This is a genomic window from Rhizobium sp. BT04 (genome assembly GCF_030053135.1).
GTDB lineage: Bacteria > Pseudomonadota > Alphaproteobacteria > Rhizobiales > Rhizobiaceae > Rhizobium > Rhizobium binxianense.
Map to the genome: position 1 here is coordinate 73,932 of NZ_CP125648.1, position 12,235 is coordinate 86,166.

The following is a 12,235-nucleotide window of genomic DNA, read 5'->3' on the forward strand; positions in this document are numbered from 1 at the left end:
AGGGACGAGCATGGCGGTCGAACCAGATAGCGCGGGTGTGCGCTTCCCTCCGCCACTCATTTATCTGGGAGCGCTGCTGCTGGGACTGTTGGCGGAGCGGTTCTTCAGCCTGCGCTCTTTCGGCATCGACTGGCGGTTGCTGGCCACGACGGGCGTGCTGCTTTTCGTTGCCGGCGTGGCGATGATGCTTGCGGCGGCCGGTTTGTTCCGGCGGCTTGGCACCAACGCTCCACCGACGCAGCCGACGACCCTAATCGTAACGACAGGTCCCTATCGCTGGACTCGCAATCCCATGTATCTAGCAATGGCGCTCATCTATGCCGGCCTTGCGATCGGCTTCGACGGGCCGATCGCCCTGACCTTGCTCCCGTTGGTGCTGATCATCATCCAGACGCAGGTGATCGCGCGCGAAGAGCGCTATCTCGAAGCAAAGTTTGGCGACGAATACCGCCGCTACAAGGTGGAGGTTCGCCGCTGGCTCTGACTATTCCGCCGCTCCCTTGGAGGCTTTTGACAAACCAGCGTTGGCTTACTTGCCGCGAGATATCAATCACGGAAGGTCGCGGGCCGGTGTCAAAGACCGACTGGTCGCCTGCCCGCCCGACTGCTCCTGAAAAGGCTGACACATATGGATTTTGAACACGTCACCTTCGATCTGCCACACGGCACCTTCCACGCGTTGCAGGGGGGCGACCCCGATGGCCAGCCGACGATTGTCTTGCACGGCTTCCCGGACCATCCGCCGACCGCGAAGCCCTTCCTTGCCGAGCTCGGCCGCCGGGGGCGTCACGTCGTTGCACCCTGGCTTCGCGGTTATGCGCCGTCCCCGACCGCGGGGCCGTTCGACTTTGCAGCCCTCACCAGCGACGTGCTCGCGCTGATCGACCGCTGGTCTCCGGGGCGACCCGTGGAGCTGATTGGCCACGATTGGGGCGCCCTGATCACATATGATACCTGCGTCACTGCGCCGGAGCGAATTGCTCGCGCGGTCGCGCTCTCGATCCCTCACCCGCTCACTTTCATGAGCAGACTGACGCACCCTGCTCAGTTGCGCCGGAGCTGGTACATGGGGCTTTTTCAACTGCCGGGAAGCGGCTGGCTGGCTACCGCCCGCGATCTCGCCCTCATCGACCGCCTCTGGCGTCAGTGGTCGCCCGGCCTCTCGCTTGATCCTGCTCTCAAGGCGGAACTACACGAGCACCTGCGGGCGAGTATGCCCGCGCCTCTAAAATACTACCGGGCGATGATGCGACCCGGCATGCTTGGGGCGACACGCCGCATGTCTCACCCGATCGCGGTGCCCATGTTGCAGCTTCACGGTGCCAACGACGGCTGCATCCTCCCAGCGGAGGTTGATGACCAACATCGGTTCGCGGCGCAGCGCACGAGGGAGGTCGTCCCCGACGTCGGTCACTTCCTGCACATCGAGGCCCCCGAGGCGATTGCGGAACGGATTGCGGCATGGGCCAAGTAGGGGCCTTTCAGCCCTGCAAAAACACTCGAACGAAGCTCCTCGACGACGGGAACTGACCGGACTGGCGCACGGGGCACAAAAGGAACGTCCATGCCTCTGAAGAGAAAAAAAGGAAGTGATCCTCATGAATACAACTAATCCTCGCGTCGCCTTGGTGACCGGCGCGTCCTCTGGCATCGGCCTCGCCACAGCAAAATCCCTACGGATGGCGGGCTTTCGGGTGTTTGGAACCAGCCGCCGCGCCGTGGCGGAGAGTTTAGACGGTATCACTATGCTGACCTGTGACGTTACCGACGATGAGTCGGTGGCAAAATTGGCCGAGCGGGTCCTGGCTGAGGCCGGCCGCATCGATCTCCTTGTCAACAATGCCGGCAGTGGTCTGTTCGGCGCCGCAGAGGAGTCCTCGACGGTCCAGGCGCAGGCGCTGTTCGACGTGAATGTCTTCGGCGTTCTACGCATGACCAGGGCGGTGCTACCGGCCATGCGCCATCAGAGGACAGGCAGAATCATCAATGTGAGTTCAGTGCTGGGCTTGATCCCGGCTCCCTATTCCGCCCTTTATGCGTCGACCAAGCATGCCATTGAAGGCTATTCCGAATCGCTTGACCACGAGCTTCGCACCTTTGGGATTCGCGTTGTGTTGGTCGAGCCCGCCTTTACAAGGACGGCATTTGAAGAAAACCTTGCTAGACCGGACCAATTGCTTGACGTCTATGACGCCGCGCGCGCCAGCATGAATATAATCAACAAAAAAGCGATAGAAACCGGCGACGCCCCGGACGTCGTCGCCAGGACGATTGTCGAAGCGGCGAGCGCAGTCGTTCCAAAGAGGCGCTACGCGGCGGGAAAAATGGCGCGACGGATCAGTCTCCTGCGCCGTTTCGTCCCCGAATCCGCCTTCGACAAGAGCCTGCGAAAACAGTTCGGGTTGCCGATCTGACGACGATAAACATCCTGCACATCGAGGCCCGCCGAGGCGCTTTCCGAACGGATTGCGGCATGGGCCGACTAGCGGATCGCTCGTCCAGGCCGAAGTCAGTACCGTCCCCAAAGTCAGCCTACTCCGTAGCTTTCGCAAAAATCCCAACAAAAGTTGGAATTTTACGCCTGAGTTTTGCATCGCGCATTTCTGCGCCGCTACTCACGCGGCGATTTTGCTGAAATCTATCCGGCTGTCCAGATCAAGGTCGAACCGGCCGTAAGGGTTGACGTGGGCATAGATCAGCGGCGTGAGGCCGCGATGATCTTCCGAGGTCATGCGGCCGTGCCAAGCTGGTTCGGCAAGTACGGTTTGCAGCATGCGCGTGTTCACATAGACGAGCGAGGCTTGAAGTAGATGCAGTGCCAGTGCCGAAACCTCCTGCTCGTCAATGCTGTTGGTCGCCATTTCTCCGCCCTTGCCGAAGAAGACAAAGCCGTTGGCGCTATTCCAGTTTTCGACGACGTTTAGGCCTTCATGAATTTCCCGGCGGAACGCTTCCTGCCGCAGATACCGGCACAAAAAGATCGTTTTGACCGCACGGCCGAGTTCGCTCAGAGCCTTGTAGGTTGGGTGCATCACTTCGGCCCGTGAGAAGCGGCGCAGGATCGCTTCCGGATCGGCAGTGCGCGTCTGCATGGCAGCGGCATACTTGACCATCTCGTCATACTGCTGCTCGATCTCCTCCCAGTCGATCGGGTTAGAAAGGATTGGAAGCAGGTTCGGCAATCTTGCCCGGAAGCTCGTATCCGGTAACGCCAGCTTCTGCCGGGCAATCGCCTTCAGGCGTGGGGCAAGTTCAAAGCCGAGCAAGCGGCAGAAGGCAAAACCAACGGCGCTCTGCCCATGGCTGTCGACATATTGCCGCTGTATTTCCAGATCAGTGCAATGGCGAAGAACGCCTTCGATCATCGATGCAACTTCCGAAGACGAGCACCGCTTGAGCTGTGAATAGACGCAAGTGGCTCGCTTTTCGACATGCCAGTATATCATGACGCCGCGCCCGCCATAACGGGCATGCCATTCCGTCATGAGGTTGCGATCCCAGGCTCCGAACTTCGTGGAATCTGAAGCGCAGGCGGTTCCGGCATCACCCCAGACCGCCGCATTGCGAATTGCAAGTGTAGCATTGGCGACCCGAGCGCAGGCTTCCCGCAATGCGCCCGAGTGAATGAAGCGGCGATGCACATGCAAAAGCTCCTCATAACTGGCATCGGTGGTGGCACCGGCGACCCGCTTCAGCCCGGCATTGGTGCCGAGACCATAGAGGCAAAGTAGCAATCGTTGATCCAGAACGGGCTTGGGAAGGGCGACACGGGACGCCGAGGTTTCGAACGCGTCGAGAAGCCCGGTGTCGAGGGCTGCTTCCTTCAGAACGTCGAGGAGGCCCGTCATCGGCCAGCGCTGCCCAATTTCCGATTTGATGGCTGCCAGCCCTTTCGGTTCCGGCGCTGGCTTGAACGGCGTGATCGATATCCGGTTTTCGCCGCGCCAAAGGATTCTCACCTTCTCGTTTCGCGGGATTGTTTCGTTCAGGAGCAGCAACTCGTGTTCCAGCTCCTTGCGAACCAACGCAACAAACTCGTGAGGCTCCTGTGTCAGGTTCAGCCGGGAATAATAAGATGAGCGGCGGACAGCGAAATCCTTCGGCAGATCGTCGTCAGGATTGCGGTAACGGTCAGCATCAGCAACCCAGATTTCCTTGGACCGGATGCACTCGCGCAATTGGGTCAGGACGCAGAGTTCATAGCTGATGCGGTTGACGCGACCGTTTCCGTCAATGACCGAACTGCGCCATTTCGCCGGGATTACGCCGTCTATTGGCACATCCTGTTGGGGCACGAACCGGCATCCATCGTCCAGCCGCGCTGTGATCCAGTCGAGAGCGGCCAAGACGGGCCGCCAGACCGCATTGTTCGACCGGAATTCCAGCACTGAGAGCAGGCTCGGCAGCATTCGGCGATAATGATTGGCCCATGAATTGCGCATCACCGCGTAAATACGGCGGTCGAGCGCGCCCTTGGCGTTGCTTTCCTTGATGATCGCCGCCAACTTGTCCTTGCCCACGATTGGAAAGATGACATCACAAATGCGGCCGTCAGGGTCGTCAATCGATGCCGTGGCAATATCGACAAGCAACCGTTCCTTGCCATAGACCCGTTCGACGTCCCTGGCGATATCGCCCACGACTTTCCGTTTCGACCGGGTTCCGATCTTGTGTACCGTCTCCACCAGAAGATCGACCATGGCGTCGGTCATCGCCGTTTCGCGCGCCATCAGATACACCGCATACAGTGCAAGCTGGCGAGCCGGTGTATGGCGTCGCATCTCTGACGCCTTTTCGCCGGAAACGCGGCGGGCAACATGCTCGATCCACGCCGGGTTGATGTTTGAATACATATTCCGTGGGAGGTTCAGTTTCCGGATGAACGCCAGCCGGGCGGTCACCTCCAGAATGTTGTCCAGGGTTGCTCGCCCCGCGTCGGCCTTCATCGTATTGAAGCCCGTCGGCCCTTCCGCGTCAGCCAGGGAGCTTTCCATCGCTGCAACAGTCTCAGGCGGAAGCGCGGCGCTCACCTCATGAAGCCAGCCGTCCAGATATTGTTGCCGTTGCGAACGAACAAGTCGTTCAAGCTCCTTGGCAGACGGACCATAGATATTGCGATCCCGGCACCAAAGAAACACCACCTCAAGCATGGCGCTGACGGATTGTCCGGTAGGGCAAAGCTCGCCGATGATCCAGCGAGAAAGCGCCTCCCGATCTCCTCGCGTCATGCGGCGAAAGCCGAGATACTGTAAAATCTCGGCGCAATGCCGACGGGCTGTTCTCCCGCCGAAATCATAACCGGACAGTTCGTCGGCTGGGACGCCGATTTGCTCGGCCAGGTATTCGGCAGCATCGTGCGGGATCAATGTGCCATCGTCAGCGAAGAAACCGCGACCGCTGAAAAACTTTAACTGCGCGGCCAAGCCGAGCCTCGTAGCGGCCGGTTTGGAATTGATGAAATCAATGTCGGCGAAGCTCAGGCTCCATTGGGCGACAAAATCCGAACTCGAAATACCCGTACTCATCACTACGCTCCTCAAATTGGAGCGCAATGTCATGAGCGGGCGCTTCTCAGGTCAATCCCGCAAGCCATGTTCCCACAACGTTCTTCGAGTTGGCCAAAATCGCAGCTTCGGGCCGACTGGGCCAATCTCGATACGCCGTATCCGACGATCATTGTCCGGCGAAAGGATCTTGTTGTCATACGGCAGCCGCATCACGATCAGCCGCTCGTCAAATGACATCAGTGAGAGGCCGGTACGAAGTCCACATTCAGATACACGACCGTCCCGCAGATCGTCGCGGGGCCGGGCTGCATCGCCGAAGCCCATGGGATGAAGGGTGCCGAGGAATCGCGGCGCTTGGCGGCTGGCGCAACTATATCAGCGCCAAGCTGGCAAGCTGAGGGGAGCCTTCGATGACAGCAAAACTCATCCGGCGCCTGATCGATCTGCTGCGGGACGGTCTGACCCGCGGCCAAGCGATCGGCAGCGCCTGTGTCACCCCTGGCGGCTCTGAGAGCGTTCGGCAAGCTCGACGACGATGCCGTCGGGATCGCGAATGAAGGCGATCTTGTTCAGCATCTCGGAGTGGACGGCGAGGCGCGGCCGCTCCTTGATCTCGACGCCCGCCTGTTCAAGACGGCCGAAGGTCTCGTCGACATTATCGAAATGGAAGGTAAGGTGCCGCATACCGGCCGTATCTTCAGGCACGTCGACCGCCCTCGATGCACCGCCGGGCGGAGCAAAGACTTCCAGCATGCCGCCGCCTGCATCGAGGAACGCCACCTGCATGCCATTTGCCATCGTCTTGCGCAGCACGAGGCTGAGGCCGAGCAGGCCGCAGTAAAAATCAATGGCGCGGTCCATGTCGCTGACGGTCATGCCGATATGCTCGAAGGATTTCAGCATAGGAGCCCTCCCCTGCTCAGACGCTGCGTTCTTCTTCGGGGAGCCAGGAGCGATAGAGCGGATGATCGGCGGCGATCGGCATCGCCGTCGGCCGGCCGGTGCGCTGCGAGAAATAGGCTGCGGTCACCAACTCCAGCGAGTTGCGGGCATCCTGCAAAGTCACCGGCGGGTCGGTGTCCTCGACGATTGCCTTGTGGAAAAGCTCGAACTGACGGGTGTAGCCATCCTCGCCGGGCACATAGGTGGCAAGTGCTGCGTCGACCCGTGCCTGATGTTCCTCTGTCCCGGCGACGAAAGTCCACGGATCACGGCCCATCGTATAGGGTTCTATGATGCTTTCGGCGACGAGATCGTTGAAGCAGAAGCGCAGCCGCGAGATCTCCTTACGCGAGCCGAGCGTCATCGACAGTGTTGCCAGCGAGCCGTTCTGCATCTTCACCGAAAGGGCTGCGGTATCTTCGACCTCGATCGGATTGACCAGCGTGGCGCCATAGGAAAACACCTCGGCGCAGGGGCCATGCACATAGTTCAGCATGTCGTGGGCGTGGATGGCATGGCCGAGAAGGCCGCCGCCCAGTTCGCTTGCCCACTTGCCGCGCCACGGAACGGCATAATAATCCGGACCGCGCCACCAATGGGTTTCGATCGTTGTCAGGAACGGCTTGCCGGCGAGGCCGCTTTCGATCAGCAGCTTCAACTTCTGCAGGCCGGAGCCGTAGCGATACTGGAAGATCGGCATCAGCTTCCTGCCGGGGAAGCGCGCAAGGATGCGCCCCATCTCGTCGACCTCGGCGATCGAGCCGAAAAGCGGCTTTTCGCAGATCACATGCTTGCCTGACACAATGCCCTTGCGGCAGAGCTCGAAATGCGAACTCGGCGGCGTCGAAATGTCGATGATATCGAGATCGTCGCGGGCAAACAGCGAATCCGTATTCTGCGTATATTCGGCAATGCCGTATTCCTCGCACAGCGCCCTGCCGCGCTCCTCATCGAGCGAGCAGAGCACGGGAACCTCGAAGAGATCCTTGTTCCAGCCGAAGCCGGCCAGATGCCGCGCGGCAATGCCTGCGCCGATGACGCCGACGCGCAATTTCCTGGTCATGATATCCTCCTCAGCGAGCGCCGATGCGCGCGGCTTTCACCTGGGCTTCGAGCGAAAGACGGCAGACTTCGAAAACGTGATCCTGCGTCATCGCCGTCTGCGTGCGGTTGCCGACATCGGCGGTGAAAGCGTCGAAATAATCGAGCTTTTCCCCGCTGCAATCGATATGGGTCATTTCCTTGCCGTTGACCAGGAAGAGGTGATCCTTGCCCGGCCGGCCGGCGATGTCGATATATTTGCGCAGTTCGATGTAGCCTTCGGTGCCGAGAATGGTCAGGCGCCCGTCACCCCAGGTCGGCAGCGCCTCTGGCGTAAACCAGTCGACGCGGACATAACCCGCCGCCTTTTCCGAGCGAAGAAGCACTTCGCCGAAATCCTGGAAGGCGGGTTTGTCGGGCATGCCGAAATTGCCGATCGAGCTTGCGACGACCTCGCCTGTGGTCGAGCCGGTATAGAACAGAAACTGGTCGATCTGGTGCGAGGCGATATCGACGATGATGCCGCCGAAGGCTTCGGGATCGAAAAACCAGTCGGGCCGTGTCGGCAGTTGGAGCCGGTGGGGGCCGACGCCGAGCGTCTGGATCACCTTGCCGATCGCACCCTCGGCGACGAGTTTGCCGGCCTTGACGGCTGAGCGCACGCAATGGCGCTCGGAAAAGCAGATCGAGAAGATCTTGCCGGTCTTGGCAACGGTCTTCTTGACCTCCTCGAGCTGGGCGAAGGTCGTCACGCCAGGCTTGTCAGTCATCACGTCCTTGCCCGCCTCCATCGCGCGGATGGCAAGCCCGGCGCGGTCGCGCGGGATTGCGGCAATGCAGATGACATCGATCGACGGATCGGCGAACAGCTTCTCCCGGTCGATCTGCGGCGCGTCGGGATAGGTCTTCTCGAAGGCCTCGCGCAATGCAGGCACCGACGTCTGCGGGCAATAGCCGACGAACTCGCCGCCTGACGCAAGCAGTCCTTTCACGTGATCGAACGTATGCCCATGGTCGATTCCGACGACGGCAAATCTCAACATCGCTACAATATCCTCCCGGGATTTTCGTAAGCCCGGCTGACGCCGGCACGTCCATGTCGGGCAAAACAGATAACGAAAGCTGGCGCCTGTCAAGGCAAGATCAGGGGTCAATTTTCCCGTTTTGCAAATTAAATATTTGAAATATAACGATTATTTTGTATCTAAATAGTTATTTTGCAGGCTTTTCGGCGATTGGAATTTCCCAGATGGCGGCGGCTCGATCCGATCGGGCGAAAGTCTTTTTCCCCAGCGTGTCTTGCCCCATCCCGATGAATGTGATCGATTTCGGCGGCCGCCGGGCTGGAGGGCGGCAACACCCCGCAATTTTTAAAAGAGCGCTCCCCGCTCGCCTGTGACGGAAGATCGCCATGTCTCATCCCCTTCTCGATGCCGCCGCTTCGGGTGGTCTTTTTGTCGGTCGCGTCTGGAATCCTGGGGTTGCCGGGCCGAGCGTCGTGACGCTTCGGGAGGGGGCCCTGGTCGACATTACCTCACGCGAGGCGCCGACACTGAGCGCCCTGCTCGAGCGGCAGGATCCCGCCGGCTTCGTCCGCGCGGCAAGCGGCAAGGTGATCGGCTCACTGGAGGAGATTGCCGCCAACAGCACCGGCACACCCGACGAAGCACACCCCTATCTGCTTGCGCCCGCCGACCTGCAGGCGGTCAAGGCCTGCGGCGTCACCTTCGCCCAGTCGATGATCGAGCGCGTCATCGAGGAGAAGGCTGCCGGCAATCCGGAGCGTGCCGCCTCGATCCGCGAGCGCGTCAGCACGCTGATCGGCGGCAGCCTTACCAATCTCAAGGCCGGCTCGCCGGAGGCCGCCAAGGTCAAGCAGGCGCTGATCGACGAGGGCATGTGGTCGCAATATCTCGAGGTCGGCATCGGCCCCGATGCCGAAGTCTTCACCAAGGCGCCGGTGCTCTCCTCGGTCGGCTGGGGTGCGGATGTCGGCCTGCATCCGATCTCGACTTGGAACAATCCCGAGCCGGAAATCGTGCTCGCCGTCAACAGCCGCGGCGAGATCAAGGGTGCGACGCTCGGCAACGACGTCAATCTGCGCGACGTCGAGGGCCGCTCGGCACTGCTGCTCGGCAAGGCCAAGGACAACAACGCCTCCTGCTCGATCGGCCCCTTCATCCGCCTGTTCGATGCCGGTTACGGCCTCGATGATGTGCGCAGGGCTGAACTCGACCTGAAAGTGACCGGGCAGGACGGATTCGTGTTGCACGGCAAGAGTTCGATGGCGCAGATCAGCCGCGACCCGACCGATCTCGTCAAGCAGACGCTGGGCGCCCATCATCAGTATCCCGATGGTTTCATGCTCTTTCTCGGCACGCTGTTTGCGCCGACTAAGGATCGAGACGCGCCGAAGCAGGGGTTCACCCACAAGATCGGCGATGTCGTCGAGATCTCCTCGGCGGGGCTCGGCGCGCTCGTCAACACCGTGCGGCTCTCCACCGAATGCCCGCCCTGGACCTTCGGCATTTCGGCGCTGATGCGCAACCTCGCGAAGCGCGGTCTTCTCTAAGCTACTGATTTCGCCGCCTGCCCTGCAATAGATCGAGAACGGAGTTTGCCGCCTCGAGAACGTTTGTACCGGGGCCGAACACGGCGGCAACGCCGTGTTCGTGCAGGAAGTCATAGTCCTGCCGGGGAATAACGCCGCCGCAAACGACGATGATCTCGTCACCGCCCTTTTCCCTCAGCCTGTCGATCAGCTGCGGCAGCAGCGTCCTGTGGCCTGCGGCCAACGACGAGACGCCGACGACATTGACCTTTTCGCTGAGTGCCATCTCGACAGCCTCGTCAGGCGTCTGGAACAGCGGACCGGCGAGCACATCGAAGCCGATATCCCCGAAAGCCGAGGCGATCACCTTGGCGCCCCGGTCGTGCCCATCCTGGCCGAGCTTGGCGACCATGATTTTCGGCCGCTGCCCCATCGCTTCCGTCACCTCCGTCATGCGTCCCTTGAGGACGGCGAGTTCCGGCTCGTTGTCATAGGCCTCGCCATAGACGCCGGTGATGACCTCAGGTGTCGCGGCATGATCGCCGAAGGCCGCGCGCATGGCATCCGATATCTCGCCGACGGTGGCGCGGCCTCGCGCCGCCTCGATCGCGGCTTCGAGCAGGTTGCCCCTGCCGCTCCGGGCGATTTCCGCCAGGGCTGCCAACGTCTCGCGTACGACGTTGCCGTCGCGGCGCCGTTTGGTTTCCTCGATCCGTTTGATCTGCGCGGTACGCACCGCGCTGTTGTCGATCTCCAGAATGTCGATCGGCTGTTCGTTGTCGAGCCTATAGCGGTTGACGCCGACGATGACCTCCTCGCCCTTGTCGACGGCCGCCTGACGGCGCGCGGCCGCTTCCTCGATCAGCCGTTTCGGCAGGCCGTCATTGACGGCCTTCGTCATGCCGCCGAGCGCTTCCACCTCCTCGATCAGCGCCCAGGCCTTGTCGGCAAGCTCCTTCGTCAGGCTTTCGACGTAATAGGAGCCGGCGAGCGGATCGACCACCTTGGTGACGCCAGTCTCATGCTGGAGGATCAGCTGGGTGTTGCGGGCGATGCGGGCGGAAAATTCCGTCGGCAGCGCCATTGCCTCGTCGAAGGAGTTGGTGTGCAGCGACTGCGTGCCGCCGAGCACGGCCGACATCGCCTCGAAGGCGGTGCGGATAATGTTGTTATAGGGGTCCTGTTCCTGCAGCGAGACGCCGGAGGTCTGGCAATGGGTGCGCAGCATCAGCGAGGAAGCCTTCTTCGGCTGGAACTCGTCCATGATCCGGCTCCACAGCAGCCGTGCGGCGCGAAGCTTGGCCGCCTCCATGAAGAAATTCATGCCGATCGCGAAGAAGAAGGAGAGCCTTCCGGCGAAATCATCGACATTGAGGCCCTTGGCGATCGCCGCCCTGACATATTCGCGGCCGTCGGCCAGCGTGAAGGCGAGTTCCTGCGTGAGCGTCGCGCCGGCCTCCTGCATGTGATAGCCGGAGATCGAGATCGAGTTGAATTTCGGCATCTCCCTTGCGGTATATTCGATGATGTCGGCAACGATCCGCATCGAGGGTTCCGGCGGATAGATATAGGTGTTGCGGACCATGAACTCCTTGAGGATGTCGTTCTGGATGGTCCCCGACAGCTCGGCCCGCGCCACGCCCTGCTCCTCGCCGGCGACGATGAAGGAAGCGAGGATCGGGATGACGGCGCCGTTCATGGTCATCGACACCGACATGTCGCCGAGCGGAATGCCGTCGAACAGGATCTTCATGTCCTCGACGCTGTCGATCGCCACACCCGCCTTGCCGACATCGCCTTCGACGCGGGGATGGTCGCTGTCATAACCGCGATGGGTGGCAAGATCGAAGGCCACCGACAGGCCCTTCTGGCCGGCGGCCAGGTTGCGGCGATAAAAGGCGTTTGATTCCTCTGCCGTCGAGAAGCCGGCATATTGGCGGATCGTCCAGGGCCGGCCGGCATACATCGTCGCCCGCGGGCCGCGGGTAAAGGGTGAAAAACCGGGAAGCGAGCCAAGGTGCTCGGCGCTTTCGATATCCTCGGCCGTATAGAGCGGCTTGACGGCAATGCCTTCCGGCGTTTGCCAGGTCAGCGTTTCGGACGAGGCGCGCAATTCCTTCTGCGCCAGTTCCGCCCAATCCGACAGCGTCTTTTTCGTCATGCCTTTCCTCCGGCTTATTTCATCCGCACCCTA

The 12,235-nt window shown here is 61.0% G+C and carries 9 protein-coding genes; 4 read left to right on the forward strand and 5 right to left on the reverse strand.

Annotated features, from left to right (window positions below; all coding sequences use genetic code 11):
• The first annotated feature begins 10 nt into the window (after positions 1-10).
• The 3 genes from QMO82_RS01640 to QMO82_RS01650 all read left to right on the forward strand — a co-directional run bounded on the left by QMO82_RS01640 (position 11) and on the right by QMO82_RS01650 (position 2,414).
• Positions 11-484 carry an isoprenylcysteine carboxylmethyltransferase family protein gene (locus tag QMO82_RS01640; RefSeq protein WP_037222385.1) on the forward strand — a complete coding sequence of 158 codons (474 nt, stop codon included), beginning with the start codon at positions 11-13 and terminating at the stop codon, positions 482-484.
• A gap of 144 nt (positions 485-628) precedes the next feature.
• The gene (locus tag QMO82_RS01645; RefSeq protein WP_183610165.1) at positions 629-1,474 is read left to right on the forward strand and encodes an alpha/beta fold hydrolase; all 846 of its coding nucleotides are present in this window, start codon (positions 629-631) and stop codon (positions 1,472-1,474) included.
• 124 nt (positions 1,475-1,598) lie between these two features.
• The gene (locus QMO82_RS01650; protein WP_183610164.1) at positions 1,599-2,414 is read left to right on the forward strand and encodes an oxidoreductase; all 816 of its coding nucleotides are present in this window, start codon (positions 1,599-1,601) and stop codon (positions 2,412-2,414) included.
• Between the two features lie 201 nt (positions 2,415-2,615).
• Here the strand turns inward: QMO82_RS01650 and QMO82_RS01655 are convergent, their stop codons facing one another.
• The 4 genes from QMO82_RS01655 to QMO82_RS01670 form a co-directional block, all read right to left on the reverse strand.
• Positions 2,616-5,525 carry a Tn3 family transposase gene (locus QMO82_RS01655; protein WP_183610163.1) on the reverse strand — a complete coding sequence of 970 codons (2,910 nt, stop codon included), beginning with the start codon at positions 5,523-5,525 and terminating at the stop codon, positions 2,616-2,618.
• 474 nt (positions 5,526-5,999) lie between these two features.
• Positions 6,000-6,410 (reverse strand): VOC family protein, encoded by a 411-nt coding sequence (locus QMO82_RS01660; RefSeq protein WP_183610162.1) that lies wholly within the window; start codon positions 6,408-6,410, stop codon positions 6,000-6,002.
• Positions 6,411-6,426: 16 nt separating this feature from the next.
• A complete protein-coding gene (locus QMO82_RS01665) occupies positions 6,427-7,512 on the reverse strand; it encodes a Gfo/Idh/MocA family protein (RefSeq protein WP_183610161.1) in 1,086 nt (361 codons plus the stop codon).
• A 10-nt stretch (positions 7,513-7,522) separates the two neighbouring features.
• Entirely contained in the window at positions 7,523-8,533 is a 1,011-nt protein-coding gene (locus QMO82_RS01670) for a Gfo/Idh/MocA family protein (protein ID WP_183610160.1), read from the reverse strand.
• Between the two features lie 368 nt (positions 8,534-8,901).
• Between QMO82_RS01670 and QMO82_RS01675 the strand changes: the two genes are divergently transcribed.
• Positions 8,902-10,062 carry a fumarylacetoacetate hydrolase family protein gene (locus tag QMO82_RS01675; protein ID WP_183610159.1) on the forward strand — a complete coding sequence of 387 codons (1,161 nt, stop codon included), beginning with the start codon at positions 8,902-8,904 and terminating at the stop codon, positions 10,060-10,062.
• A 1-nt stretch (position 10,063) separates the two neighbouring features.
• Here the strand turns inward: QMO82_RS01675 and scpA are convergent, their stop codons facing one another.
• Positions 10,064-12,202, reverse strand: a complete 2,139-nt coding sequence (gene scpA / locus QMO82_RS01680) for a methylmalonyl-CoA mutase (RefSeq protein WP_183610158.1) — start codon at positions 12,200-12,202, stop codon at positions 10,064-10,066.
• Positions 12,203-12,235: the final 33 nt, after the last annotated feature.

Excerpts from the sequence above, each read along its gene's own strand:
- QMO82_RS01650 (WP_183610164.1), top strand. The coding sequence starts at position 1,599 with ATGAATACAACTAATCCTCGCGTCGCCTTGGTGACCGGCGCGTCCTCT.
- QMO82_RS01640 (WP_037222385.1), top strand. The coding sequence starts at position 11 with ATGGCGGTCGAACCAGATAGCGCGGGTGTGCGCTTCCCTCCGCCACTC.
- QMO82_RS01655 (WP_183610163.1), bottom strand. The coding sequence starts at position 5,525 with ATGAGTACGGGTATTTCGAGTTCGGATTTTGTCGCCCAATGGAGCCTG.
- QMO82_RS01670 (WP_183610160.1), bottom strand. The coding sequence starts at position 8,533 with ATGTTGAGATTTGCCGTCGTCGGAATCGACCATGGGCATACGTTCGAT.
- scpA (WP_183610158.1), bottom strand. The coding sequence starts at position 12,202 with ATGACGAAAAAGACGCTGTCGGATTGGGCGGAACTGGCGCAGAAGGAA.
- QMO82_RS01675 (WP_183610159.1), top strand. The coding sequence starts at position 8,902 with ATGTCTCATCCCCTTCTCGATGCCGCCGCTTCGGGTGGTCTTTTTGTC.
- QMO82_RS01660 (WP_183610162.1), bottom strand. The coding sequence starts at position 6,410 with ATGCTGAAATCCTTCGAGCATATCGGCATGACCGTCAGCGACATGGAC.
- QMO82_RS01645 (WP_183610165.1), top strand. The coding sequence starts at position 629 with ATGGATTTTGAACACGTCACCTTCGATCTGCCACACGGCACCTTCCAC.
- QMO82_RS01665 (WP_183610161.1), bottom strand. The coding sequence starts at position 7,512 with ATGACCAGGAAATTGCGCGTCGGCGTCATCGGCGCAGGCATTGCCGCG.